This window comes from Roseibium sp. (assembly GCF_965216085.1).
Lineage (GTDB): Bacteria > Pseudomonadota > Alphaproteobacteria > Rhizobiales > Stappiaceae > Roseibium.
Window position 1 is genome coordinate 669,138 of the sequence record NZ_OZ244138.1, and the last position, 24,600, is coordinate 693,737.

The 24,600-nt window shown below is 56.0% G+C and carries 24 protein-coding genes; 11 read left to right on the forward strand and 13 right to left on the reverse strand.

All coding sequences use genetic code 11. From position 1 onward, the window contains the following. Window positions 1-25: 25 nt before the first annotated feature. The 7 genes from hutI (at window position 26) to ACOOFE_RS03160 (ending at window position 8,728) form a co-directional block, all read left to right on the forward strand. Complete coding sequence (gene hutI / locus ACOOFE_RS03130) at window positions 26-1,192, forward strand: imidazolonepropionase (RefSeq protein WP_420415535.1); 1,167 nt, start codon at window positions 26-28, stop codon at window positions 1,190-1,192. After that, the gene (hutH, locus tag ACOOFE_RS03135) at window positions 1,189-2,745 is read left to right on the forward strand and encodes a histidine ammonia-lyase (protein ID WP_420413604.1); all 1,557 of its coding nucleotides are present in this window, start codon (window positions 1,189-1,191) and stop codon (window positions 2,743-2,745) included. Before hutI ends, hutH begins: the two co-directional genes overlap by 4 nt. Further along, window positions 2,732-3,565, forward strand: coding sequence for an N-formylglutamate deformylase (gene hutG, locus ACOOFE_RS03140; protein ID WP_420413605.1), 834 nt, complete (start codon window positions 2,732-2,734; stop codon window positions 3,563-3,565). The genes hutH and hutG overlap by 14 nt, the downstream gene beginning before the upstream one ends. Then, complete coding sequence (gene hutU, locus ACOOFE_RS03145; protein ID WP_420413606.1) at window positions 3,558-5,231, forward strand: urocanate hydratase; 1,674 nt, start codon at window positions 3,558-3,560, stop codon at window positions 5,229-5,231. The genes hutG and hutU overlap by 8 nt, the downstream gene beginning before the upstream one ends. Window positions 5,232-5,279: 48 nt before the next feature. Further along, a complete protein-coding gene (locus ACOOFE_RS03150; protein WP_420413607.1) occupies window positions 5,280-6,377 on the forward strand; it encodes a TRAP transporter substrate-binding protein in 1,098 nt (365 codons plus the stop codon). 300 nt (window positions 6,378-6,677) lie between these two features. Continuing rightward, window positions 6,678-7,181: a TRAP transporter small permease subunit gene (locus ACOOFE_RS03155; RefSeq protein WP_420413608.1), complete on the forward strand. Its 504-nt coding sequence runs from the start codon at window positions 6,678-6,680 to the stop codon at window positions 7,179-7,181. After that, window positions 7,178-8,728 (forward strand): TRAP transporter large permease, encoded by a 1,551-nt coding sequence (locus tag ACOOFE_RS03160; RefSeq protein ID WP_420413609.1) that lies wholly within the window; start codon window positions 7,178-7,180, stop codon window positions 8,726-8,728. The genes ACOOFE_RS03155 and ACOOFE_RS03160 overlap by 4 nt, the downstream gene beginning before the upstream one ends. A gap of 35 nt (window positions 8,729-8,763) precedes the next feature. Here ACOOFE_RS03160 and mgrA read toward each other — a convergent pair whose 3' ends face one another. From mgrA to ACOOFE_RS03220, 12 genes are all read right to left on the reverse strand, one after another. Further along, window positions 8,764-9,813, reverse strand: a complete 1,050-nt coding sequence (mgrA, locus tag ACOOFE_RS03165; protein ID WP_420413610.1) for an L-glyceraldehyde 3-phosphate reductase — start codon at window positions 9,811-9,813, stop codon at window positions 8,764-8,766. A 213-nt stretch (window positions 9,814-10,026) separates the two neighbouring features. Next, window positions 10,027-11,304, reverse strand: coding sequence for an FCSD flavin-binding domain-containing protein (locus ACOOFE_RS03170; RefSeq protein WP_420413611.1), 1,278 nt, complete (start codon window positions 11,302-11,304; stop codon window positions 10,027-10,029). A 49-nt stretch (window positions 11,305-11,353) separates the two neighbouring features. Continuing rightward, complete coding sequence (locus ACOOFE_RS03175; RefSeq protein ID WP_420413612.1) at window positions 11,354-11,998, reverse strand: c-type cytochrome; 645 nt, start codon at window positions 11,996-11,998, stop codon at window positions 11,354-11,356. A gap of 145 nt (window positions 11,999-12,143) precedes the next feature. After that, window positions 12,144-13,259 (reverse strand): c-type cytochrome, encoded by a 1,116-nt coding sequence (locus ACOOFE_RS03180; RefSeq protein ID WP_420413613.1) that lies wholly within the window; start codon window positions 13,257-13,259, stop codon window positions 12,144-12,146. Then, window positions 13,243-14,517 (reverse strand): sulfite dehydrogenase, encoded by a 1,275-nt coding sequence (soxC, locus tag ACOOFE_RS03185; RefSeq protein ID WP_420413614.1) that lies wholly within the window; start codon window positions 14,515-14,517, stop codon window positions 13,243-13,245. The genes ACOOFE_RS03180 and soxC overlap by 17 nt, the downstream gene beginning before the upstream one ends. 41 nt (window positions 14,518-14,558) lie before the next feature. After that, window positions 14,559-16,253 carry a thiosulfohydrolase SoxB gene (gene soxB / locus ACOOFE_RS03190; protein WP_420413615.1) on the reverse strand — a complete coding sequence of 565 codons (1,695 nt, stop codon included), beginning with the start codon at window positions 16,251-16,253 and terminating at the stop codon, window positions 14,559-14,561. A 196-nt stretch (window positions 16,254-16,449) separates the two neighbouring features. Beyond that, on the reverse strand, window positions 16,450-17,310 hold the full coding sequence (soxA, locus tag ACOOFE_RS03195; RefSeq protein ID WP_420413616.1) for a sulfur oxidation c-type cytochrome SoxA: 861 nt from the start codon (window positions 17,308-17,310) through the stop codon (window positions 16,450-16,452). 48 nt (window positions 17,311-17,358) lie between these two features. Then, complete coding sequence (gene soxZ, locus ACOOFE_RS03200; RefSeq protein ID WP_141185089.1) at window positions 17,359-17,688, reverse strand: thiosulfate oxidation carrier complex protein SoxZ; 330 nt, start codon at window positions 17,686-17,688, stop codon at window positions 17,359-17,361. Window positions 17,689-17,719: 31 nt separating this feature from the next. Further along, window positions 17,720-18,169, reverse strand: coding sequence for a thiosulfate oxidation carrier protein SoxY (gene soxY, locus ACOOFE_RS03205; protein WP_420413617.1), 450 nt, complete (start codon window positions 18,167-18,169; stop codon window positions 17,720-17,722). A gap of 23 nt (window positions 18,170-18,192) precedes the next feature. Next, a complete protein-coding gene (gene soxX / locus ACOOFE_RS03210; protein WP_420413618.1) occupies window positions 18,193-18,672 on the reverse strand; it encodes a sulfur oxidation c-type cytochrome SoxX in 480 nt (159 codons plus the stop codon). Window positions 18,673-18,825: 153 nt separating this feature from the next. Beyond that, complete coding sequence (locus ACOOFE_RS03215; protein WP_141185092.1) at window positions 18,826-19,419, reverse strand: SoxW family protein; 594 nt, start codon at window positions 19,417-19,419, stop codon at window positions 18,826-18,828. 23 nt (window positions 19,420-19,442) lie between these two features. After that, entirely contained in the window at window positions 19,443-20,177 is a 735-nt protein-coding gene (locus ACOOFE_RS03220; RefSeq protein ID WP_420413619.1) for a cytochrome c biogenesis CcdA family protein, read from the reverse strand. 83 nt (window positions 20,178-20,260) lie between these two features. Between ACOOFE_RS03220 and ACOOFE_RS03225 the strand changes: the two genes are divergently transcribed. From ACOOFE_RS03225 to ACOOFE_RS03235, 3 genes are all read left to right on the forward strand, one after another. After that, window positions 20,261-20,656 (forward strand): transcriptional regulator, encoded by a 396-nt coding sequence (locus ACOOFE_RS03225; RefSeq protein WP_420413620.1) that lies wholly within the window; start codon window positions 20,261-20,263, stop codon window positions 20,654-20,656. Window positions 20,657-20,746: 90 nt separating this feature from the next. Beyond that, a complete protein-coding gene (locus ACOOFE_RS03230; RefSeq protein WP_141185094.1) occupies window positions 20,747-21,097 on the forward strand; it encodes an ArsR/SmtB family transcription factor in 351 nt (116 codons plus the stop codon). Window positions 21,098-21,244: 147 nt separating this feature from the next. Then, window positions 21,245-22,351, forward strand: a complete 1,107-nt coding sequence (locus ACOOFE_RS03235; protein ID WP_420413621.1) for a YeeE/YedE family protein — start codon at window positions 21,245-21,247, stop codon at window positions 22,349-22,351. 91 nt (window positions 22,352-22,442) lie between these two features. On the opposite strand, the gene ACOOFE_RS03240 is transcribed toward ACOOFE_RS03235, so the two are convergent. After that, complete coding sequence (locus tag ACOOFE_RS03240; protein ID WP_420413622.1) at window positions 22,443-23,381, reverse strand: MBL fold metallo-hydrolase; 939 nt, start codon at window positions 23,379-23,381, stop codon at window positions 22,443-22,445. 123 nt (window positions 23,382-23,504) lie between these two features. On the opposite strand from ACOOFE_RS03240, the gene ACOOFE_RS03245 reads away from it, so the two are divergent. Continuing rightward, complete coding sequence (locus ACOOFE_RS03245) at window positions 23,505-24,593, forward strand: YeeE/YedE family protein (protein ID WP_420413623.1); 1,089 nt, start codon at window positions 23,505-23,507, stop codon at window positions 24,591-24,593. Window positions 24,594-24,600 lie beyond the last annotated feature (7 nt).

A 24,600-nucleotide genomic window follows, 5' to 3' on the forward strand; every position in this document is an offset into this window, starting at 1 on the left:
GCTAGTAAATGCCCGTCTTGCCACGATGGCCGCCAACAGCGCGCCATATGGTCTGATCGAAGATGGAGCACTTATGCTCAACGGCGGCCAAATCACCTGGGCCGGCGCGCGCAAAGATTTGCCGGCGGACTATCGCGATTTGCCTGCGGAAGACCTTGGCGGGCGCCTTGTGACGCCGGGCCTGATTGATTGTCACACCCATATTGTTTTTGGCGGCAACCGGGCCAAGGAATTCGAAATGCGGCTGGAAGGGGCTTCTTATGAAGAAGTTGCCCGGGCCGGTGGTGGCATTGTTTCGACCGTAACAGCAACCCGCCAGGCCAGCGAAGATGAGCTTTTGGTCTCCGCCCTAGGACGTGTCGATGCCCTGATTGCTGAAGGTGTAACCGCACTGGAAATCAAATCCGGCTATGGACTGAATATCGGCACTGAACTTAGCATGCTGCGTGTTGCCCGGAAGATATCCGAGGTCCGCCCGGTCGAAGTGCGGACCAGTTATCTTGCTGCCCACGCCATCCCGGCGGAATACAAGGGCAGCGCCGACGCTTATCTCGACGAAGTTTGTCTTCCGGGATTGGAGCAAGCCCATGCCGACGACCTTGTTGATGCTGTCGACGGGTTTTGTGAAGGCATCGCGTTCTCGACGGATCAGATGAAGCGGGTCTTCGACAAGGCGAAGTCCCTTAGTCTACCGGTCAAACTCCATGCAGAGCAACTGTCCAATCTGGGCGGTGCCGCTTTGGCCGCATCCTATCAGGCCCTGTCCGCGGATCATCTGGAATATCTGGATGAAACGGGCGTCAAAGCAATGGCGGAAAACGGGACGGTCGCAGTGCTGCTACCTGGCGCCTTCTACACACTTCGTGAAAAACAGCTGCCGCCGCTCGATCTTTTACGCCAGCACAAGGTGCCTGTGGCTTTGGCGACGGACTGCAATCCCGGCTCTTCCCCCTTAGCGTCTCTACTTCTAACCATGAACATGGGCTGCACCTTGTTCCGCATGACACCGGAAGAGGCATTGGCCGGTGTGACGCGTATTGCAGCACAGGCGCTTGGATTTGCCGACCGTGGTACTTTGGAAGCTGGGAAACGCGCGGATCTAGCGGTCTGGAATGTCGATCATCCGGCAGAGCTATCTTACCGGATCGGCTTCAACGCTCTTGATAAACGCATCTTTGGAGGAGCTGCATGAGCGCTCTTGTTGTTAAGCCGGGCGATGTTCGTCTTCCCGAGCTGGAACGAATTTATCGTGACAGTCTTGCTGTGCAGGTGGATCGCAGTGCGGAACCGGCGATCAAGCTGGCGGCTGAACGGGTTGCCAAAGCCGCGCAAGGCGATGCGGCCGTTTATGGCGTCAACACTGGTTTCGGCAAATTGGCAAGCGTCAAGATCGCGGCTGAAGACACAGAGACCCTGCAGCGCAACTTGATCTTGTCCCACTGCTGCGGGGTCGGCGATCGGCTCGATACAGCGACCACACGCCTGATGATGGTCTTGAAGCTCCTGTCCTTGGGCCGGGGTGCTTCAGGTGTGCGGTTTGAGGTTCTGGAACTGATTGAGGGCTGCCTTGCAAAGGGCGTCACGCCGATCATTCCATCTCAGGGGTCCGTCGGCGCTTCGGGCGATCTCGCACCGCTCGCGCATATGGCTGCGGTCCTGATTGGCGAAGGTGAGGCAGAGTTTGCCGGTGAGCGGATGCCGGGCGGTGATGCGCTCAAAAAAGCCGGTCTGACTCCGGTTGTTCTGGGGCCGAAGGAGGGTCTCGGGCTTATCAACGGGACACAATTTTCAACGGCCTGCGCGCTAGTTGGGCTGTTTGAGGCTTGGCGGTTAGCGGAAGCCACGATTTTGACGGCGAGCCTCTCAACCGATGCCATCATGGGATCGACCGCGCCGCTGTTGCCGGAAATCCATGAACTGCGCGGCCATCGGGGCCAGATCGAAGTTGCGGCAAGCATGCGCGCCGTGATGGCGGGATCGGAGATCCGGGAAAGCCACCGGGAAGATGATGCAAGGGTGCAGGATCCGTACTGCATCCGCTGTCAGCCGCAAGTGACCGGCGCCTGTGTCGATCTTCTCAGAATGGTGGCCACCACTTTGGAAGTAGAAGCCAATGCGGCGACCGACAATCCGCTGGTTTTGATCGATGCGGACCGGATTGTTTCCGGTGGCAATTTTCACGCAGAACCGGTCGCATTTGCTGCAGATCAGATTGCGCTCGCAATTGCCGAACTCGGCGCGATTGCTCAGCGGCGCATTGCCCTGATGGTTGACCCTGCGCTCTCGTTCAACCTACCACCGTTCCTGACGCCGGAACCGGGTTTGAATTCCGGGATGATGATTGCCGAAGTCACCACTGCGGCTTTGATGAGTGAAAACAAACATCTGGCCAATCCTTGTTCGACCGACAGCACGCCGACCAGTGCCAATCAGGAAGATCATGTGTCGATGGCTGCTCATGGCGCCCGACGTCTTGAGCGTATGAACAAGAACCTGGCGCAAATCCTCGGTGTGGAGCTCTTGTGTGGTGCGGCCGGAATTGAGTTCCGGGCGCCGCTCAAAACCAGTCCGCTGTTGCACAGTGTGATTGAAAAGCTGCGTCAATCGGTGCCGAAACTTGGAGATGATCGGTTCCTGGCTCCGGATTTGGAAACCGCTGCCGAGCTGGTCCGCACCCGGAAACTGGTCGAGCTTCTAGACGGCGCGGGCAACCTGACGCTCGGAGGTGACCATGCAGCCGGTTGAGGTTTTTGCGGGAGATGGCCCGATTGTTTTGGGGGTGCCGCATGCGGGCACCTATGTGCCACCGGAAATCTGGTCGCGCCTGAACGAGACCGGCCAGAAACTTGCCGATACGGATTGGCATGTCGACCGGCTGTATTCAGACCTCCTGCCTGGCGCGACGATGGTGAAGGCGAACTTTCATCGTTATGTCATTGATGCCAACCGGGATCCAAAGGGTGTTAGCCTCTATCCGGGACAAAACACGACAACCTTATGCCCGGTAACAGACTTCGACGGCCGCCCGATTTATCGCGATGGCGAAGAACCGGCTGCAAAAGAGATCGAAGCACGTCGCGCTAACTGGCATGCGCCCTATCATGAGGCGCTGACTGCCGAGCTGGAGCGTGTCCGGCATAAGCATGGCATCGCAATTCTCTATGATTGCCATTCCATCCGCTCTCAGGTGCCATTTCTGTTTGAGGGAACCCTGCCGGATTTCAACACCGGCACCAATGGCGGAACGACCTGCGCACCGGATATCGAACAGGCCGTCGTTGCAGGGACAACGAATTCGGTTGGCTACACCTCCGTCTTGAATGGCCGCTTTAAAGGCGGATGGACAACGCGCCATTACGGTCAGCCGGTGACCGGCATTCACGCCATTCAGATGGAGTTGGCGCAATCAACGCATCTGGCCACTGAAGATACGCCCTTTGCCTATGACGAAAGCAAAGCAGACCGCTTGCGCGTTCATTTGAAAGACATTCTGACGGCGCTGGAGGATCTCGCGCCGGAACTCAAGACAAAACGACAAGAAATCCTGGGAGAAGCCCATGACTGACCGCCGCCACAACGCTCGAGATGTTTTTCCGCCGACCGGAACAGATCTCAATACCAAGTCCTGGCTGACTGAGGCGCCCTTGCGGATGCTGATGAACAATCTCCATCCGGACGTTGCTGAAAACCCGCATGAGCTGGTGGTTTACGGCGGCATCGGCCGGGCCGCGCGCACCTGGGAAGACTTCGACCGGATCGTTTCCAGTTTGAAATCCTTGGAAGACGACGAGACACTAATGGTGCAGTCCGGCAAGCCGGTCGGTATCTTCAAGACACACAAAGATGCGCCGCGCGTCTTGATCGCCAATTCCAACCTGGTGCCGAATTGGGCGAACTGGGATCACTTCCACGAGCTCGATAAAAAGGGCCTGGCGATGTACGGCCAGATGACAGCAGGTTCATGGATCTACATCGGCACACAAGGCATCGTTCAAGGCACCTATGAAACCTTTATGGAAGCTGGCCGCCAGCATTATGAGGGCAATCTCAAAGGCCGCTGGATCCTGACCGGTGGACTTGGCGGCATGGGCGGCGCTCAGCCGCTGGCTGCTGTCATGGCCGGCGCCTGCTGCTTGGCCGTTGAATGCGATGAAAAGAGCGCCGACTTCCGGTTGCGCACACGATATGTCGACGAAAAGACGCACTCTCTGGACGAAGCGCTGGAGTTGATTGACCGTTGGACTAAAGCGGGTGAAGCCAAGTCGGTCGCCCTGATCGGCAATGCCGCTGACGTTTTCCCGGAACTGGTCAAGCGCGGCGTGAAACCGGACATTGTTACTGACCAGACGTCCGCCCATGACCCGGTGAACGGTTACCTGCCGCAGGGCTGGACCGTGGCCGAGTGGCGTTCAAAAGCGGAAAGCGATCCGAAAGCGGTTGAGAAGGCCGCCCGTGCTTCAATGAAGGTCCACGTGCAGGCGATGGTCGACTTCTGGAATGCCGGTGTTCCGACCCTCGATTATGGCAACAACATTCGCCAGATGGCGTTGGAAGAAGGGTTGCAAGATGCCTTTGCCTTCCCTGGATTTGTTCCCGCTTACATTCGTCCGCTGTTCTGCCGCGGTGTTGGCCCGTTCCGTTGGTGTGCGCTCTCCGGTGATCCGGAAGACATCTACAAGACGGATGCGAAGGTGAAAGAGCTGATCCCGGATGATCCGCATTTGCACAATTGGCTGGATATGGCGCGTGAGAGGATTTCTTTCCAGGGGCTGCCAGCACGCATTTGCTGGGTTGGTCTCGGTCAGCGCCACCGTCTCGGCCTCGCCTTCAATGAAATGGTTCGCAATGGCGAATTGAAAGCACCGGTCGTCATTGGCCGCGATCACCTGGACAGCGGTTCTGTGGCTTCACCAAACCGCGAAACGGAGAGCATGAAGGACGGATCGGATGCGGTGTCCGACTGGCCACTTCTAAACGCGCTCTTGAATACAGCTTCCGGCGCGACCTGGGTGTCGCTGCACCATGGTGGCGGTGTCGGTATGGGCTTTTCCCAGCACTCCGGCATGGTCATTTGCTGCGATGGTACGGACGACGCGGCCCGCCGGGTTGAACGCGTGCTTTGGAACGATCCGGCCACCGGCGTAATGCGTCACGCAGATGCCGGCTACGAGATTGCGCTGGATTGCGCAAAAGAACAGGGGCTGAACCTGCCGGGTATCCTTGGGAGATAATAACAACGGCGGACAACCCCGAATAACCTTTCAAAAAATGAGGACAGCATGAAAAGACGTGATTTTCTAAAAGCCGGTGCCATTGGAGCAACAGGTGCGGCAGCCACCACTTTGGCCGCCCCTGCGATTGCACAGGATGTTCATCAATGGCGGATGGTCACTGCGTGGCCGAAGAACCTGCCAGGTCCGGGCGTTGCCGCTCAAATGCTGGCAGACCGCATCACCACGCTTTCCGGTGGGCGCATCGAAGTTAAACTCTTTGCTGCTGGCGAGATCGTTCCGGGCAACGGCGTTTTCGACGCGGTTGGCCAAGGCACAGCCGAGCTTTACCATGCTGTTCCGGCTTATTGGGGCTCCAAGTCCAAAGGCATTCTGCTGTTCGGTTCGCAGCCGTTTGGTCTGACGGCTCCGGAACAAGCAGGCTGGCTGATCCATGGAGGCGGTCAGGCGCTTTACGATGAGATGTATGCCCGCTTCAACCTGAAGCCATTTTTGTGCGGCAACTCCGGTCCGCAATGGGCTGGCTGGTTCCGTAACGAGATCAACAGCGTTGATGACCTGAAAGGTCTCAAATTCCGCTCCACCGGTCTTGCCTCTGAAATGTGCACCAAGCTCGGTATGGCCGTTCAGGCAATGAGCGGTCCGGCGATGTTCCAGGCGTTGCAGTCCGGCGCATTGGATGCGGGTGAGTTCATTGGTCCATGGACCGATAGTGCGCTTGGCTATTACCAGATCGCCAAAAACTACTACTGGCCTGGTGTTGGTGAACCGTCTTCTGCCGAAGAATGCGCGGTCAATCTGGATGCCTTCAATAAGCTGCCGGACGATCTGAAAGACGTTGTCACCCAGGCCTGTGCCAGCCTCTACAACGATGTCTTGACCGAGTACAACACCAAGCACGCTCAGGCCCTGACCAAACTGGTCGATGAGCATGGTGTGATGGTGCGCAAACTTCCGGATGATGTCATCGTCGCCATGGGCAATGCCGCGGGTGAGGTGATTGCGGATCTGCGCGCCGACAGCGATGATCTGGTCAAGAAGATCACCGAAAGCTTCCTCGGCTACCGCAAGCTGATGCGTGAGTACATGCCTTACGCCGACAACGGCCAGATGAACGCGCGTCTTCTGGACTACAAATACGACTAAGTTCAATCCGGGATGACCCATCAACGAAGTCATCCCGGACGAATTTGGTGCGATCCGGGATCTGGGAGCTGCTGCATTTTCAAAGTGCTTGGGGTTTTCCGATTCCGGATCGTGTTCCACTTGGCCAAGATGTCATACTGAATGGAACGTCAATACTTAGACCGTCATCCCATGGCTTGACCATGGGAGCCATTCCGTTTTCCTTACCACGGGCGAATGCGCTGTCATGCCGGGGTGCGGAATGCCGGATCAAATCCGGCAATGACCAAATGAGAATTCGCCGGGAACAGGAAGACCGCGATGGCAAGACTTGCGGACGTGCTGGAGCGCGTCAATTCGGTAATAGGCAATACGCTGTGCTGGGCGGCGCTCGGCATGCTGTTGTTGCAATTCGTGATCGTTCTCCTGCGTTATGTCTTCGGCTACAGCTTCATTTTCCTCGATGAAGGTGTGCTTTATTTTCATGCCGCGATTTTCATGATCGGAGCTGGGTATACGTTTCTCGTGAACGCCCATGTCCGGGTCGATATCTTTTATGCAAAGGCAAGCGAGAGGGCTCAGGCCTGGATCGATGTCTTTGGGCATCTGTTCCTGCTGACACCGGCTCTGTTGGTCCTTTTGTGGTTCTCCTGGCCCACTGTCCGCGGCAGCTGGGCCATCTTGGAAGGACCGATTTCGGTTGGCGGGATCCCTGCGTCTTTCCTTCTGAAAACTCTCATTCCCGCCTATTGCGTGCTTCTCCTGATGCAAGGAACAGCTGCTTTGATCCGTGATATCGCCCGCTTGAAAGACACGCCCGCATGAGCCTGCCGCTTGACCTGATAATGTTCGGCGCGTTGATCGCCTTTATTCTGCTTGGTTATCCCGTTGCTTTCACAATTGCAGGCGTCGCAACCGGATTTGCGCTGCTTGGCTGGGGCTTGGGCGAATTCAACATTCAGTTGATGGGTGCCATGGGGCAACGGTTCTTTGGTGTTCTCACCAATCCGGTGCTGACCGCCATTCCACTGTTTGTGCTGATGGGCGTGATCCTGGAAAAAAGCCGGATTGCTGAAGAGCTTCTCGAAACCATGGGCCGGCTGTTCGGCAAGATGAATGGTGGCCTCGGTGTTTCCGTGGTGTTGGTCGGTGCGCTTTTGGCTGCCTCCACCGGTATCGTTGGAGCCACTGTTGTTGCGATGGGGCTGATCGCCCTGCCGACCATGCTGCGCAACGGCTATGATCCAAAACTGGCGTCCGGCATGGTTTGCACGGCCGGAACTTTGGGGCAGATCATTCCGCCATCGACCCTGCTGATTATTCTGGCTGACGTGATGTCGAACGCCTTTCAGCAGGCGCAATACGCTCAAGGCAAATTTACGATCGAGACCATCTCGGTCGGCCAGACCTTCGCTGCGGCGATGGTGCCGGGTCTGTTGCTGGTGGCTGTCTACTGCGTCTATATCATCGCCCGGGCGAAACTGTTTCCCTCCGATGCCCCAGCGATGACGGAGAGCGTTGAGAAACCGGATTTCAAGGAAATCACCTCGGCCATCGTTCCGCCAATTCTTTTGATCATCGCGGTCCTGGGCTCGATTCTCGGCGGCGTGGCCTCGCCGAATGAAGCTGCGTCAGTCGGCGCCATCGGAGCAATCCTGCTCGCGGGGCGGCGGCTTGGAGTTCCTGCCAAGCTTATCATTCTGGCCACGGTTGCCTTGTTGATCCTTGCCGTCGCCGCGGCGGTTTTTCCGGTACGTTTGCAGAGATCCGATGTGACGTTTGGCGGGTATATTCTTGCTGCGATCTATGCCGGTCTCGCGCTGTTTTCCGTTGGCGTTGTTCTGAAAATTCTGAAAGCGGCTTTTGCGGACGGCCTGTTGAAGTCATCCCTGTTATCGACGCTAACTGTGACCTCAATGATCTTTGCGACAATCCTGATGGCAAGTTTCTTCAGCTTGGTGTTTGTCGGTCTTGGGGGAGAAGAACGGGTCCATGAGCTCTTGAAGGAAATGCCTGGCGGACCAACTGGTGCGCTGATTTTCGCAATGCTGTTTGTCTTTGTGCTCGGCTTCTTCCTGGACTTCGTCGAGATTTCCGTGATCCTGCTGCCCGTTCTGATCCCGCCGTTGATCCTGATGGGCATCGATCCGATTTGGCTGACAGTGCTGATCGCGATCAACCTGCAGACCTCGTTCCTGACGCCGCCTTTTGGTTTCTCGCTGTTTTATCTGCGCGGGGCCGCGCCCAAGGAGATCACCACGGGCCAGATTTACCGGGGCGTTGTGCCGTTTATTGGTTTGCAGATTGCGGCCGTTGCGATCCTCTGGATGTTCCCGGTCATCGCAACCTGGCTGCCGCGCTGGCTGTATTAGAAATAGGCCGGGCAGCTTTGGTGCCCGGCTTTACCTTATTTCTTTCGCGAAGGGCCTTCGCGCTCCGAAGAAGCAGCCCACAAATTGATGTTCGCGTCTTTTGCTGTTGCATCAATTTCCTGGAGTTCGGCATCGGTGAAATCGAGGTTGTTGATTGCTCCGACGCAGTCGATGACTTGGGCCGCCCGGCTTGCACCGATCAGAGCGGTGGTCACCCGACCTTGGCGCAGCACCCAGGCAAGGGCCATCTGCGCCAACGTTTGCCCGCGCCGTTCGGCGATCGCATTGAGTGACCGGACCATTTTCAGGTTCTCTTCACTCAGGAATTGATCTTGCAAGGATTTGCCTTGTGTTGCGCGGCTGCCGTCTGGAATGTCTTTTAGGTATTTGTTGGTCAGCATGCCTTGAGCCAGCGGTGAGAACGCAATGGAGCCGATCCCGTGTTCATCTAACGTATCAAGCAGGCCGTCATCTTCCACCCAGCGGTTGATCATCGAATAACTCGGCTGATGGATCAGGCAGGGTGTCCCGAGGTCCTTCAGGATCGCGGCCGCCTCCCGCGTGCGCTTTGCATTGTAGGAGGATATGCCGACATAAAGTGCCCGACCGGAGCGGACGATGTGATCGAGCGCCATCATGGTTTCTTCCAGCGGCGTTTCCGGATCGAAGCGGTGGGAATAAAAGATATCGACGTAGTCGAGGCCCAAGCGTTTGAGTGATTGATCGCAAGAGGCAATCAGGTATTTCCGGCTGCCCCACTCGCCATAGGGGCCTGGCCACATGTCATAACCGGCTTTGGACGAAATGATCATCTCATCCCGGTAGGGCGCAAAATCTGTTCTCAGCAGCTCGCCAAAGGCGCTTTCCGCAGCGCCTTTTTTCGGTCCGTAGTTGTTGGCAAGATCAAAGTGGGTGATGCCGAGGTCAAAGGCTGTTCGGGCAATTTCCTGCTTGCGCTGATGTGGTGTGTCATCGCCGAAATTGTGCCATAGGCCGAGGGAGATCACAGGCAGTTTCAATCCAGATTTGCCGCAGCGGCGATATTCCATGGAGTGGTATCGGTCAGGTGATGCGGTCCAAGTCATGGTGTGTCCCTTTGAGGCAGCACTTCTGGTCTAACTGCAGGGATGCAGCTTAAGGCAAGAAGCAGATGTTTCGATGCTGATTGTAGGCCGGTATCACCGGAGGATGGACCAAGTTTTTCGCATTATCTGACTGAATTGTGAAGTTAAAAGTATATTAAACGAAAATAAAACGAAATCGTCAGCGGCTGCCTCGGCAGCCGCTGACGGTGTGTATCAGGCGCCGAAAATATCGGTGGTGATGCCTTTGTACCAACCAACAGATTCTTCGTAAGTGGCTTGGCGCATCGCTGCATCTTCGCCGGTCTGGCTGATGAACTTTGATGTCGACGCGATTTTTTCAGGCGAAGGCGCATATTGTGCGCCAACTTTCACACCGTCATTGGTTTCAATGAGGCTCCAGCAAGTGTTGGAGTATTTCGCAGGGAAGACTTTCGAGCCGGTGAGATCCCCCCGGATCGCCATAGCGGCCACTTTGGCCTGACTGTTGGCCGAGAAACCAGACTTCGGCATGTCGCCGGCAATCGAGGCGTCACCAATTACGAAGATGTTCGCATCCGCTTGCGAGCGCATCGATTTTGGATCGATTGGGCAGAAGCCACTATCATTGGTGAGGGCCGTTTTGGCGGCGATCATGCCGGCTTTCTGGGCCGGGATGACATTCACCAGATCGCCTTTGAACGTGTCGAAATCCGTTTCGACCTCTCCCGTTGATGGGTCAACCTTGACGATGCCGCCATGTACATCCGGGCCATACCATTCGATCATGCCAGGATAATGCTTCTCCCAGCCTTCCTGGAAAAGCGCCTGTTTGGAGAATTTTGGTTTCGGATCGATGATCGTGATCTTGCTGTCGTTAAAGCCTTTTTCTTTCAGGATATGGGCCATCATGGATACCCGCTCATAGGGGCCAGGAGGACAGCGGTAGGGATTAGGCGGCGTGACCATGACGATCTGCTGGCCGTTTTCGATCGCGTCGAGTTTGGCTTTCAGGAGTTGGGTCTGCGGTCCGGCCTTCCAGGAATGCGGCATGATTTCAGCCGCTTCTTTAGAATATCCTGGGACACTGTCGTAAATAAGATCAATTCCCGGTGCGATGATCAGCCGGTCATAAGGCACCTTGGAACCATCGGCCATCACGACCATTTTTGCGTCCCGGTCGACCGCATCGGCCATGCCGTTGACGACCGTGATGCCGTAGTTTGAGGCCAGCGTATCGTAGCTGTGGGTGATCGATTCAAAGGTGCGGAAACCGCCGAGATAGAGATTGGAAAAAAAACAGGTCGTATATGTGGGATTGGCTTCAATCAGCGTCACATCGAGATCTTCACCCGCATCCTTGGCCATATACCGGGCGGCGGTTGCACCGCCTGCGCCGCCGCCGATCACAACGGCTTTGGGTTTGCCTTGGGCACGGGCGTAGTAGGGCAGGGCCAGTGACGTCGCCCCGGCGCCCACGAGAGCTCCAAAGCTGCGGCGTGATAGATTTGGCATGTCATTTCCTCCCAGATGTGCAGCTTGGCCCAGGCAATCTGGCGGAGACCTATTGCGGATCAATCGTCCCGAAATAGGCGGCCAAAGCTGCGATTTCCTCGTTGCCGAGATTAACTGTCATGTTCTGCATGACTTGGTGACTTCGGATGTTTGTCTTGTATTCAAACAAAGCCCGGATGAAAGGTTTCTTCGGCCAGCCGATGATAGACGGAATGCCGTCGGCGCGCCCAGAGACTTGATGGCAGGTCACACATTCACTTGATAAATACTCGCCATAGTCGGGGTCGCCCTCGATCTGCATGGCAACAGCCCCCATCTCCGCCCGGCTTTTTGGTTCTTGACCGTTTGCCGCTGGTTCAGCCTGCGACAATTCCTGAAGGTAAGCGATGATGTGGGTTCGGTCTTCCGGTTTTCTCATGCCGCGGTAGGACATTCGGGTGCCAGGGACATAGTCGCGCGGCTTTTTCAAATAGAGATCTAATGTTGTCTCATTCCAGACCAAACCTTCTTGGCCTTGCTTCTTCATCGCGCTGGAGTACTTGAACCCCTCCAAAGATCCGGCTGACCGTTCAAACAATCCATCAAGATGAGGCCCCACACCGTTACGTGCATTGGGGCCAACTTCATGGCAGGACACACAGGCCCTGAAAAGTTTTTCGCCCTTGTCTGGATCGCCCTCCGAAGCGAGGGCCACGGGGTTTTGCTGTATGAAGACAATGGCGACACAAGCCAGCCACGCGGGCAAGGGCAGGTGTTTTACTATATTGGACCTGCCGTTGCGCCCAGGGGTCTTTTTTAAGTCTCTGTCCATACCGGGTTCCTCCCGCAATCCGGTTGGGTCAGTCGACGGCACCAGCGCCGGCGTTGTCACCTTCGTCCGAATCTGGGGTCACGTCCAATATCCGGGCGCGCATGGTGACCTTCACTTCGTTAGCCACACAATCCGTCATGCATGGCTCTGCCTTAGCCGTGTAATGTGGCTCCTCATAGCGGTCATCTGCAATGAAGTTCGCCTCATTTGGCAAACGGATGTCCAGGAAATTCTTATCTGACAGTTCGAATTCCTCATCGTCAACCTGATCGTTCAGGTAGAGGAGGTAGGCGGTGATGGCGTAGACATCATCATCCGACAACGACCGGGCGTCGCCAAAAGGCATGGCACGGCGCACATAGTCATAAACAGTCGACAAATACGGCCAGTAGGAGCCGATTGTTTTTTCGGGGCGCTCCTCAGTTAAGGTGTCATGGCCACCGGCCAAAACCGGCCAACGGTCCACACCTTCTCCGAAATCGCCATGACAGCTGGCGCATTTTTCAGTGAACAAGACCTCGCCATCTGCCACTGTTCCTGAGCCAACCGGCAGACCTTGTCCATCTGGGCGGACGTCAATGTCCCAGGCCGCAATCTCTGCTTCCGTTGCCACACGTCCAAGACCGAAAACACCGCCTTCGCGCGTGTTGGAGACTGGAGTTGCAACGGGCTCTGCGCTAGCGGTTTTGGTTTCTGTGGAGGTCTCTGTCGCCTCGGGCGCTGCGGCTGCATCACTGGCGGCTGGAGCTGCGGTAGAAAAGGTTTCCAGATAAGCAATAATGTTTGCGACATCGGCTTCCTTGCGCAGACCTGCAAAGGCCATCTTGGTGCCTTTGATCATTCCTTTTGGCTTTTCCAGGTAGGTGCCAACTGTTGCAGCATCCCAGACAAGGCCCTCTTGTCCTGCCTTGATCATGGCTTTTGAGTACTTGTAGCCATCAATGCCGCCGGCCGTCCGCCCAAACAAATCGTTCAGATGCGGCCCGACCTTGTTCTTTGCCTTCTCACCAACCGCGTGACAGGCCTTACATTTTTTGAAGACCTTTTCGCCCTTGGCAACGTCCCCGGCGATTGCTGTTGAGACCATGGCCGGATAAACGACCAGAGCAGAACCGAGTGCGAGCGTTTTAAGCAACTTCGACATTTTCAACGCTCCCGTCTGCTTTGACATGCCAGGTCTGGATGCCGTTGTTGTGGTAGATTGAGTTTTCACCACGGGAGATCCGCAGTTCGTTTTTAGTGGGCTGGTAAAAGCCGTGTTCGTCCATGGCACGCGATTGCAGCAACATGTCCGAGCCGTCCCATTCAATGTCGAGATAAAAGCGGTGCAGCGACTTCGACAGGCTTGGCCCGTCAATGCGCGCTGTTTTCCAATTGCGGCCACCGTCCAGCGAAACATCAACGCGGGTGATACGCCCATTCCCGGACCAGGCTAGACCTGAGATCACCATCGGGCCTTTGCCGTGTGTGATCGGCATTTGCGGGCTCGGGCTGGTGATGACTGATTTCGGATCCATCACCCAGGTGAAGCGGCGGGCCTTGCCGGTTTCCAGAAGGTCGGTGTATTTGGAGGTTTCTTCGCGATGGTGCCAGGGCTGGTCGCCGACTTCGAGACGGCGGAGCCATTTGACCCACATGTTGCCTTCCCAGCCGGGAACGACAAGACGCAGCGGATACCCTTGCTCAGGGCGCAAGGCTTCCCCGTTCATCTTCCAGGCGACCAGACAATCATCCAGCGCCTTTTCCATCGGAATGGAGCGGGTCATATGGGAGGCGTCAGCCCCTTCCGGCAAGACCCACTTGCCATTGGTTTTGACACCGGCTTCTTCGAGAAGCGTCTTGAGTTTCACACCGGTGTACATGACGTTGTGCACCATGCCGTGGGTGAATTGACAGCCGTTCAGCTGGGCTCCGCGCCACTCCATGCCGCCGTTGGCCGCGCACTCGAGGAAATAGACATGGTTTTCGCGCGGGAAGCGTTTCAGGTCTTCCATGGTGAAGACGAGCGGCGTGTCGACCAAGCCATTGATCATCAACCGGTGATCCTGAGGCCGGATTTGAGCCACACCGCCATGGTGACGCTCGAAACACAGACCATTTGGCGTGATGATGCCGTCGAGCTCGTGCAGAGGCGTGAAGTTGATCGAGGCAACCGCATCGGCCGTCAGCCATGGAACGTTGCGCCGGACAACGTCGGCCTCGAATTCCGATGGCAGGCCATAAGGCGCAGCGTCCACGCCATCGCCCAGATAACGGTTCCAGTCTTGAATTTCGGTGATCAGCGGATCACCGCCGGCGCGGGCGGCGCCTGCTGATCCGGCAACAGCACCGGCAGCAAGACCTGCCTTGAGTAGGGACCGACGGGAAAGATCGGGTGTTTTGGAAACCTTGGTATCACTCATGATGTTGTCCTCAAGGGTGTCCTCAAGCGTATTCGTCACGATCAGCCGGCAAGCTTGACGGACTGGTTGTCCGGCAACTTGACGACTGGGTTCTTGGAGATGTGGGTTTCAACGACGTCCCAGATGGCGGGACCTTCGGTGTCTTCGTTCACGGATGCCCATCCGGCAACGACGTAATCCTTGGCCGGATCAATAGCCTCGCCAGTGGCAAGCAATGTCATATCGGAGATGCGCTCGCCGATCTCCTTATTGGGATCGATGGTGTAGCCCATGCCACCGACACGAACCATGTCGCCACCTTGCTGGTAATAGGGGTCTTTGTTGAAGAGGTTATCGCCGACGTCCTCTAGGATGTCCTTCACCATCTGGCCGCTCATGGTGGAGCGATAAGCGGCCGGATAGGTCATGGCGCAGGCGTTGTGGAGGTCTTCCAGTGTGATGTCCTGGCCAGGAAGTACGCTAGTCCCCCAACGGAAGCCGGGTGAGAGAGCGATTTGGGCGTCGCGTTCTTCCAAAAGAGCCTGACAGATCAGATCGTCGAAGGTGCCGTTGAAGTTGCCACGCCGGTAGAGGAGGCTTTCCGTTTTGCCCAGAACCCGGGAAAGATCGGCTTCATAGGGCGCGCGGACTTCGTCAATCAGGGCCGACATATCGGCGTCCGGGGTGATTACATCAGAGAAGATCGGGATCAACCGGTAGCCATATCCGGCCACCTTGCCGTCTTTCACATCAAGGTCGACCCGGGAGACGAACTTGCCATTGGAGCCGGAGGCGATCACCAGCGTGCCGTCAACAATGACCGGCTCTGGCAGGGCATCGTGCGTATGACCCGTCAGGATCACGTCAATGCCGCTAACCCTGGAGGCCAGTTTACGATCGACATCAAAGCCGTTGTGAGAGAGGAGGACAACGACCTCAGCGCCTTCGCTGCGGGCTTCTTCGACATGTTTTGCAATGTCGTCTTCTCGGATGCCGAATGACCAGCCCGGGATCATCCAGCGTGGGTTGGCGATGGGGGTGTAGGGGAAAGCCTGACCTATGACCGCGATCTTGGATCCGCCGCGTTCAAACATTTTCCAGGCTTCGAAAGCGGGTTCATCCCACTCATTGTCGTAGATGTTGGATCCAAGGAAGGAGAAGGGGAGCTCGTCAATGATTTCCTGGACACGATCGGTGCCGTAGGTGAATTCCCAATGGCCGGTCATCGCGTCCGGTTCGAGAGAATTCATGACGGTGATCATGTCCTGGCCAAGGGTCATGTTGGAGGTGTAGCTGCCTTGCCAGGTGTCCCCGCCGTCGAGCAGCAGTACATTGTCTGCTCCGCGTTCGGCCCGAATACGTTTGATAACCGTTGCGACCCGGTCCATGCCGCCCATCTTGCCATAGGACTTGGCGAGGGCGGTAAAGTCTTCTGAGGTCAGCGCATAGGCGTCCGGAGATCCAGCTTCGATGTTGTAGAGCTTCAGAAAGTCGGCGCCGGTCACATGCGGCGGTTTGCCGGTGACGTCGCCAATGCCGAGGTTGATGGAGGGTTCGCGGAAATAGATCGGTTTCAGCTGGGCGTGAATGTCCGTGATGTGGATCAGGGTCAGAGACCCGGTTGGTTCCATCGCCAGCAGCTGGTCTTCACTCAAAGACTGTTGTGCCATCAGCTTTGACCAAGACCCGGCCATGCCAGAGCCGATCAAGGCGCTGGTGGCTGTCGCCGCCATCAAGAACTCGCGTCTTGAAAACATTCACTTAACTCCCAAAATCAGCGGAGGCTTGGGCCTCCAAAAAGCCAATGGCGAATGGCATAGTTTATCTGTTGGCGCATGAAACCCCATGCACCTGGATCACTCTATAGATCGGTGTCGGTTTGTTCAGTTTGCCGGAAACCGGCGATTTGTTGGGAGCGGCAGTGACCCGCCGCGCCCGTTGTTTAATCCAAGGTTACTGGCGGACGGCCGGTGTTTCGACCGAGAGGCCGGAGCCGCGCCAAGCCAGATAGAGTTCAAGCGAGGTAAACTCGTCAGACCCGCGTTTGAATGGAGTGGCACGGATGTTATCCATGCAGCCCTTAAACCGGCGGTGGGTCGAGCCGAGGCCCTGCCACTTCAGACGGTATGTCGGAAATCCATTGATCTGACCCTGACTCAAGTGGTCGGCCCGGATCATGTTGCCGTAGTTGTCTTCATGGCAATTCGAACAGGACATGTCGAGCTGTCCAACGCGGGTGTAATAAAGCTCCTTGCCCTTGTTGAACCACTCTTCGGCCGGTCCATCGACTTTAACATTGACCGGCATGCCGCGGGATTGCAGGCCGATAAAGGCCGTCATCGCCAGCATTTCCGCGCTTTCCCATTTCCAGGGATCGGCGCCCTGATGTTCTTTTCTGGACCAGTTGATGTGGTCTTCGAGTGTCATCAGAGTTTCTTCACCTTCATGCCATTTCGGCAATGAAGCCCGCAGGCCTTTCATGCTTTCCGAGGCATCGCCATGGCAAGACGCGCAAGACTTGCCGGAAGTTCCTGCTGCTTCTTCCCAAAGTTCGGCGCCATAGTCGACAGCCGTAAATGCCGGATTGTCGAAGTCATCCGTTTGCAAAGCCTGGGTTTCGTCTGACCGAAAGCGCCAGCCCGAGAGAATTTCGTCCAGCGGATGGCCCTCTGGCGCGGCAACTTTGGTTACGATCTTCTCGCCTTCGATGCTCAGTTCAGCGTTCTCGTCCGCGATTGATGGCAATGCTGTAAACGACAGGACCAAACCTGTTGCAAGGGCAACTGCGGTTGTCCGTCCGGTGTAATTCGTCATGGTCAAATCGTCTCCTCCCGATTTGTGCGACCTGATAGTCCGCAGGCTCTACTCAACCTTGATTTTCTTTTCGGTCTCATAGACGCTGCCGTCGTCATCGACCCAGGTGAACTTAAAGGTTCCGCTGTTGTCGACTTTGGCGCTGAACTGCAGATACGGGTTGGCCGACACTGCGGGGTCGAGGTCACAAGAAAAGACCACCTGACCTTCGAACTCACAGGTGAACTTGTTGATGATTTTGCGCGGGATCAGCTCGCCGGTTTTTTTATCCTTGCGCTGGCCCGATTCCATCGGGTGGCTGATCAGCGTCTTGATGGTGATGACTTCACCCTTGTCGGCCTTCTTGGGCACTTTTACACGGGGTTTTGGGGATGCCATGTTGCGTTTCCTCTTGTCCGGTCTTCGTCAGTTAGCCGCCGCAGCCGCCAATGGTGACCTTGACTTCTTTGGTGTCCATGAAGGTTGATCCGTCGCTCATTTTTGCGACTGCAATGACATTTTGCGTCTTGGCCAACCGGATTCGGGTTTTAGCTTCTGCAGCTCCGCTCATTGCAGAGAAGTGGAACGTAGCAACAGCCGGGTTCGGATTGCCATCGGCCAGGATCAGAACCGAAGCCACATAGTTGTCCGAGGTCATCGGGCTGTCGACAGAAACGCCGACCGGAACGGTGTTGCCGTTTTCTGCGATTTCAGGCGTGTCGAGGGACACTGTTCCTGCAGTCGGGGTGGCTCCGCCGGTGAACGCCTTGATGGCAGCTTCCGTGTCAGAAGTCGCCGCAAAGGTGAGGCGCGGGCTTAGTGCCAGAAAGGCCGCCGTTCCTGCGGTCAGGCCGAGGGTCTGGCGTCGTGTGAGTGTCATTTTTTGCTCCTTCAATCCGGAGATCAGTTCTCTTTAAGGGTCAGCAGGTAGGCGACCACATCTTCGACTTCCTGAGCCGAAAGGATCGTCTTACCGGTAAATTTTTCCGCAATACGGTCGCCCAGGGATGTGGTGTAAAAACCTGGCATGATGGTGTGGTCACCAAAGACCTGTTTGCTGTCGACAACGATCGCGCGCAGCTCTTCAGTGCTCCAACGGTCGGCGACGCCATTTAGTTCTGGGCCGACTTCGCCGTGGAACAGCAACTCGCCAAGATCTGCATTCACGTGGCAGGCAAGGCAATTGCCTTTCTTCCGGTTGGCGAAAGTTTCGCGTCCCGCAACCGGATCACCCGGTTTTCCGGTCAGCGATGTTTTGGCTTCCATGTCGACAATGTTGACATCAGTCGGGGCAACTGTTTCTGCTTGCAATGGGCTTGCGGAAATCGTTCCGGCCAAGCAGATTGCAAAAGCAGCGCCCCTAATTCTTGCGCCCTGGGTCATGTTATTGGCTTTCCTCCTCAGTGTGGGTGCGCTCCACCGCACCCGTGGTGAACCAGTGTTTCCAGTTCACCTGTCCTCCTCACATTAAAAGATATGATTTTTTGCATATATTATGCAATAGGCCTTTTTGCGAAGACCCGATTTTCTGTGTTCTCAGTTTTCCGAAAGGCGGCCTTGTTCCCGTAACTCATTGATAATACGGGCATGATACTTCTGAAAGTGCTCGTCGCTTTCATAGCCTTTTTCTTTCACCCAGCGGAACATATTCAAAAAAGTCCACTTGCCGAAGGAGCCTGGCATGGTCGCGACTGCCGATTCTGCTGTTGTTCCGTCTTCCGGAGCAGTCTCGGGCAAAAAGACAATTGTGGGTGTGAAAACGTAGCCCCATTTGCGGGCGGCAGTCTTTTCGGTGAGTTCATCACCGTTCAGATCAATGACCTCTTCGTCGCCAAACATATTGTATTGGACGACCATGAAATTGGCCTTGATGTAGTCGGCCACTTCCGGATCGCTCAGGATTGTTTCATGCATTTTCCGGCAATAAATACAACCGCGCTGCTCAAAGACGATAGCCAGGCGTTTATCCTCTGCTGCAGCTGTTTCGATGTCTTCGGCCATGTCTTTGAAGGTAACTGTGAACCACGGCTGCTTGTGCAAGCCGTCTTCGCCAACCGTCGCGGCACTGCTGGAACAGATGCCAGCCAACACAAAGGCCGCTGCCAAGACTGATTTTGTGATTGCACGCATAAAGAAAACCCTCCCGGATAGGATCAACCGATTTTCGAGAAAACTGGAAATGTCTCCAAAAGCCAGAAGGCGATGGCAGACATTTGGCCGGTGATGAAAAGGATGCCGGTTAGAACCAGCAAGCCGCCCATGATTTTTTCAATCAGTCCCATGTGTTTGCGGAACCGGCTGGCCCAGTCGAGAAAGCGGCTGGCAAAGGCTGCTGCAAGGATAAATGGCAGACCGAGCCCGAGCGCATATATGGCCAGCAGACCGGCGCCGCTCCAAATCGTGTCTGAAGACCCGGCAACAAACAGGATTGCGGCTAATACGGGGCCGACACAGGGGGTCCAGCCAAAGGCGAACGCCAGTCCCATAATGAAAGCGCCGATCAATCCAGCCGGTTTGCTTTCTACGTGAACACGCGCCTCGCGGAACAACAGCCCAATCCGGAATACGCCCAAGAAATGCAGGCCCATCACAATGATGATGGTTCCGGCGATATAGGACAAAACATCGTAGTAGCGGGCAATGGACTGGCCAATGACGCTGGCCGTTGCCCCCAAGGCGACAAACACAACGGAAAAGCCAAGAACAAAGGCGATGGCTGCCAGAATAATCCGCCGTCCGGTGTCCGATGTGGCGGTCTCTCCTTTTAACTCGTCAACACTGACGCCAGCGAGATAACACAGATATGGTGGTACGATGGGCAACACGCACGGGGAGACAAAAGATAGAAGCCCAGCCAGAAAGGCTGCACCTAATGAGACTTCCAGCATACATGTCCTCCCAGAAATGCTTTGTGTCCGGTTTAAAATATTCAAATTCTCATATATATTGCAATGACAGAAAACGCGGAGAAATGATAGTGCGCGCTTTGAATATTCCCGGGATAGTAGTCTGCATTGCGATTGTACTAGGAATTTCAGTCGCTTCGGAAAAGTCAGAAGCTGCTGAACTTGTCATGCTGGAACAGCAAGGGTGTGCCTGGTGTGAAGTTTGGAACGAGGAAATCGGTATTGCCTACCCCAAGACCGACGAAGGCAAGGCCGCGCCCTTGCGCCGCGTTGATATTACGGACCCATGGCCGGAAGATTTGGCAAAGGTCCAGAAGGAACCGCTGACCCCGACGTTTATTCTCGTTGAAGATGGCGAGGAGGTGGCCCGCCTGCGTGGGTATCCCGGTGAGCATTTCTTTTGGCCGATGCTGAGCAAAATGCTCGACAAACTGCCGGAACATGAAAAAAGTGGCAGTTGATTGAGATAGATTATTGCATCATGTAAGCAGAATGATCACTGCTGCTGCGATGCAATATGCGTCTAATGAAGTTTGGACCGGAACCGTTCGATGAATTTGCCAGTCTTCAATAAGGATATGAGCACCGAAGACTTTGACCAGTTGATGGGGCAAGCGCGCAAGGCAAGCGACCTTTTGAAGGCTTTGTCTCACGAAGTCCGGTTGGTGATCTTGTGCCTGTTGTCCGAAGGCGAAAAATCGGTGTCCGAGTTGGAAGAAATTCTCACCGTCCCGCAAGCGGCCGTCTCTCAGCAACTGGCGCGGCTCCGGCTGGAAGGCCTGGTTCAAACCCGCAGGGAAGGGCGGATGATCTTCTACAGTCTGGTCGATGACGAAGTCAGCTCGATTATCTCTACGCTCTATGATCTGTTCTGCAGGGACGTGCGGTCAGATCAGGGGTGAGATTACAGAGCTGAGACCGCTTTTCGGATTGCGCTGCAGCATGATCGGTCGTTGAAGTGGTGATATTGCCTTGCTAGGTTTTGACCAATCCGCAGGTGTGCGGTTGGAGGAGACGCGGAAAGGGGCCGGAACTGGCCGCCAGCTGACATGCTTGATTTCGACATGATGATTATGTTGCCGCTGTTCGGTGTTCTTGCCGGATGTGCCTTGGGTTTTGTCGGGCGGGCGACACACTTTTGCACCTTGTCAGCACTTGAGCGGCATTGGTATGCAGGCGACAGTAGTGGTCTCCGGACTTGGGTTTTGGCCGCCATGGTTGCCTTGATTGGCACACAGGTTCTGGTCGCACTCGGTATCGCGAACCCTGCCGCTTCCTTTTACCTAGAGCCAGGGTTCCCTTGGACAGGTGCCATTTTGGGTGGCGCTATGTTTGGGCTCGGTATGGCCCTGGTCGGTACCTGCGGTTTTGGTGCAGTACTGCGTCTCGGCGGCGGCAGTCTCAGGGCTTTGGTGGTGCTGACCGTGATTGGGCTGGCGGCGCTTGCCGCTCAACGCGGGATCGTCGGTCTGATCCGAGTGCCGCTCGTCGACGACCACATCATCACTTTCGCAAGTGCGGGCAGCCAATCCATGGGCGACATTGTGTCCAGCTGGGCCGGATTGGACCTGCGCTGGCTGGTTGCGCTGTTGATCATTGCCCTTGGCCTTGGCTGGGTTTTCCGATCAAAGTCTTATCGCGGTGCTTTCGGCAAAATAGCATCGGCTGTTGCCATCGGGTTGGTCATACCTTTCGGCTGGTGGGCGACGACCTTTGTGGCCGCGCAATCGTTCGAACCGGTACAAATCGAAGCCGGTTCCTTTGTCGTGCCGGTTGGCGACAGCATTTTGCAGCTAATCACGTATACGGGCGTTTGGCCGGATTATGGCGTTGGTCTGATAGCCGGCACGCTAATCGGTGCTGTGATCGCGGCACTCTGGAAACGGGACATCCGCTGGGAAGCGTGTGACGATGCCCGCGAACTTGGCCGTCATATTTTGGGCGGCACGCTGATGGGCATCGGCGGTGTATTTGCGATGGGCTGTACCGTTGGGCAGGGCATCACCGGGTTCTCAACGATGGCGATCTCGGCACCAATCGTCATGCTGTCGATGGCCTTTGGCGCCCGCGTCGGACTTGCCTGGCTGGTTGAAGGTTCAGCACTTGCCGCCTTCCGCCGCAACCACGATGCGGGCCATCAGCATCCAGCGGAATAGCCAGTTCTTCCAATAGTTTTCTAGGCTGTCCCGGCCTTGTGCCGGGACCATTATTGAGGCCTCGGTTCAAGGCCGGGGTGGCTTCGCAGCTTTAGCCCGCGACAAAACGGTAAGCAGCTCCTGAACGCTCCACACGGCCGATTCCCATATTGGGCAAGTGGAACCCAATCAAGCGGCTCTGGTCGGTCGCCATCCGGTCCAAGAGTGTTTTGCGGGTTTCGATGCCCTTTTGCGGATCTTGATCCGATCCGGAATTCCATTCGGGCTTTTCAAACGAGATCACGGAATTGGTGATTGCATCGCCGACCACGAGTAGGGATTCGCCGCCGCCATGGATCATAAAAGACATATGGCCGGGCGTGTGTCCGGATGTGTCGACAGCCTCGACGCCAGGAAGCACCTCCATGCCTGGTTTGATCATTTGAACCTGATCTTCCATGGTTTCAAAACGTGATTGTGCCCCGACGACGAAGCTCTTGCGGGCCTCAGGTGTTTTCGCAAGCGTATCGTCTGCACGCCAATAATCCCACTCAGCTTGCGGAACCCACAAAGTTGCCTCTGAATAGAGGACGTCATCAAAATCGTCGAGAATGCCCCATAGATGATCTGGATGAGCGTGTGTGAAGATAACATCTGTGACATCCGCCGGATCAATTCCCGCGTCTTCCAGGCCGGACAAAAGCTCTCCGGCAGAGGATTGGAAATTGGCTCCTGCGCCTGCATCAAACAGAACCAGCCGGTCATCCTGGCGCAGAACAGTGATGTTGCAGTCCGGAGTGGCTGCATCGGTTGGCAGGCCATGCGGTTTGAACAAGGCTTCGATTTCTTCGGCACTTCGGTCCGGCAGCAGGAAATTCATCGGAAGGCTAAGGTTGCCGTCGGATATGACTGTCACCTCATTTGCCCCGAGCTTTATAGCGTCGGACATGGCAAACGATGGTCGAATGCCGGCAAAGGCAGTAGCACCCAGTCCTAACCCGGTTTTGAGCAGCGTCCGGCGCGATAATTGATCCGTCGACGTGATTGCCATGAATTTCCCTCCACATATTCAAATTTATGAATTTATCTATGTTTCCTTGAGAAACGTCAATGCACATCAACAAATGGCGGCGCAATCGTAATGGGTGCTCGTTAGTCAAGGCGGCGGACTGCCATGGATCTGACCTATTTCCTGGACCGTTTTTCTGAACCCTGGGTTTTGACCATCGGGGGGTTTTTGGCAGGCGCCTTGTTTGGCGGCTTTGCGCAGCAAAGCCGGTTTTGCCTTCGGGCTGCTGCCTTGGACTTTGCCCACGGCGTATTTGGCGTTCGTTTGTCGATCTGGTTGTTTGCCTTTTCAGCAGCGCTTTTAGGGACCCAGCTCCTTGTCGGAGTAGGCGAAGTTCAATCCCAGGAAGCGCGGCAGCTGGCATCTCCGCAGAGCCTCTCCGGGGCCGCGCTGGGCGGGATCATGTTCGGTGTCGGCATGGTTTTGGCGCGTGGCTGCGCCAGCCGCCTATTGGTGCTCTCGGCAACGGGCAACTTGCGAGCGCTTTTGTCGGGGCTGGTGTTTGCTGTAATCGCACAAGCCAGTCTGCGCGGGATCTTGAAGCCCTTGCGTGAATGGTTTGCAGGCCTTTGGACGACGGCCGATATCGGCGGCAATGATCTGATTGCCCACTTGGGTCTTTCTCAAACTGCAGTCATCGCTTTCGCGCTTTTGTGGTTCGCCGCCGGATTGGCGATTGCCATCCGTGCAAGGACTAAGCCCTGGCAGGCGTTTTCTGCATGCGTTGCGGGGCTCGCAGTGCCGTTGGCCTGGTGGTTCACATCGTCTGTGGCAAGTCAGGCCTTCGATCCGGTGCAGATTGAAGGCATCACCTTTACCGGTCCGTCTGCTGATACGTTGATGCTGTTTTTGTCCCCGGCACATTCGGCTCTCGATTTTGGAATAGGTTTGGTCCCCGGTGTTTTTGCCGGTTCTTTTATTGCCGCATTGCTGACCCGCGAACTGGAGCTTCAAGGTTTTGAAGGTGGCCGGTCTATGGCGCGCTACGGAACGGGTGCGGGCCTGATGGGGTTTGGTGGCATGCTGGCGGGTGGTTGCGCTGTTGGCGCAGGCATCACAGGAGCCTCGGTATTTGCTGTGACGGCCTGGATCACGCTCTCTGCAATTTGGTTGTCAGCGGGGCTGACCGACTATGCCCTGAATGGCCGTCCAGTGCGCAATGGGCGGGCCGGGGCGGCCATCGAAACACCTTAAGACAGGG

What these genes read in the sequence shown, in the direction of transcription:
- hutI (WP_420415535.1), top strand. Translation starts at nt 26, where the DNA reads ATGGCCGCCAACAGCGCGCCATATGGTCTGATCGAAGATGGAGCACTT.
- ACOOFE_RS03155 (WP_420413608.1), top strand. Translation starts at nt 6,678, where the DNA reads ATGGCAAGACTTGCGGACGTGCTGGAGCGCGTCAATTCGGTAATAGGC.
- soxC (WP_420413614.1), bottom strand. Translation starts at nt 14,517, where the DNA reads ATGAGTGATACCAAGGTTTCCAAAACACCCGATCTTTCCCGTCGGTCC.
- hutU (WP_420413606.1), top strand. Translation starts at nt 3,558, where the DNA reads ATGACTGACCGCCGCCACAACGCTCGAGATGTTTTTCCGCCGACCGGA.
- ACOOFE_RS03180 (WP_420413613.1), bottom strand. Translation starts at nt 13,259, where the DNA reads ATGTCGAAGTTGCTTAAAACGCTCGCACTCGGTTCTGCTCTGGTCGTT.
- soxX (WP_420413618.1), bottom strand. Translation starts at nt 18,672, where the DNA reads ATGACCCAGGGCGCAAGAATTAGGGGCGCTGCTTTTGCAATCTGCTTG.
- soxA (WP_420413616.1), bottom strand. Translation starts at nt 17,310, where the DNA reads ATGACGAATTACACCGGACGGACAACCGCAGTTGCCCTTGCAACAGGT.
- ACOOFE_RS03235 (WP_420413621.1), top strand. Translation starts at nt 21,245, where the DNA reads ATGCTTGATTTCGACATGATGATTATGTTGCCGCTGTTCGGTGTTCTT.
- ACOOFE_RS03225 (WP_420413620.1), top strand. Translation starts at nt 20,261, where the DNA reads ATGATAGTGCGCGCTTTGAATATTCCCGGGATAGTAGTCTGCATTGCG.
- ACOOFE_RS03150 (WP_420413607.1), top strand. Translation starts at nt 5,280, where the DNA reads ATGAAAAGACGTGATTTTCTAAAAGCCGGTGCCATTGGAGCAACAGGT.
- ACOOFE_RS03245 (WP_420413623.1), top strand. Translation starts at nt 23,505, where the DNA reads ATGGATCTGACCTATTTCCTGGACCGTTTTTCTGAACCCTGGGTTTTG.
- ACOOFE_RS03160 (WP_420413609.1), top strand. Translation starts at nt 7,178, where the DNA reads ATGAGCCTGCCGCTTGACCTGATAATGTTCGGCGCGTTGATCGCCTTT.
- ACOOFE_RS03220 (WP_420413619.1), bottom strand. Translation starts at nt 20,177, where the DNA reads ATGCTGGAAGTCTCATTAGGTGCAGCCTTTCTGGCTGGGCTTCTATCT.
- mgrA (WP_420413610.1), bottom strand. Translation starts at nt 9,813, where the DNA reads ATGACTTGGACCGCATCACCTGACCGATACCACTCCATGGAATATCGC.
- hutG (WP_420413605.1), top strand. Translation starts at nt 2,732, where the DNA reads ATGCAGCCGGTTGAGGTTTTTGCGGGAGATGGCCCGATTGTTTTGGGG.
- ACOOFE_RS03240 (WP_420413622.1), bottom strand. Translation starts at nt 23,381, where the DNA reads ATGGCAATCACGTCGACGGATCAATTATCGCGCCGGACGCTGCTCAAA.
- ACOOFE_RS03215 (WP_141185092.1), bottom strand. Translation starts at nt 19,419, where the DNA reads ATGCGTGCAATCACAAAATCAGTCTTGGCAGCGGCCTTTGTGTTGGCT.
- ACOOFE_RS03230 (WP_141185094.1), top strand. Translation starts at nt 20,747, where the DNA reads ATGAATTTGCCAGTCTTCAATAAGGATATGAGCACCGAAGACTTTGAC.
- ACOOFE_RS03170 (WP_420413611.1), bottom strand. Translation starts at nt 11,304, where the DNA reads ATGCCAAATCTATCACGCCGCAGCTTTGGAGCTCTCGTGGGCGCCGGG.
- soxZ (WP_141185089.1), bottom strand. Translation starts at nt 17,688, where the DNA reads ATGGCATCCCCAAAACCCCGTGTAAAAGTGCCCAAGAAGGCCGACAAG.
- soxB (WP_420413615.1), bottom strand. Translation starts at nt 16,253, where the DNA reads ATGTTTTCAAGACGCGAGTTCTTGATGGCGGCGACAGCCACCAGCGCC.
- soxY (WP_420413617.1), bottom strand. Translation starts at nt 18,169, where the DNA reads ATGACACTCACACGACGCCAGACCCTCGGCCTGACCGCAGGAACGGCG.
- hutH (WP_420413604.1), top strand. Translation starts at nt 1,189, where the DNA reads ATGAGCGCTCTTGTTGTTAAGCCGGGCGATGTTCGTCTTCCCGAGCTG.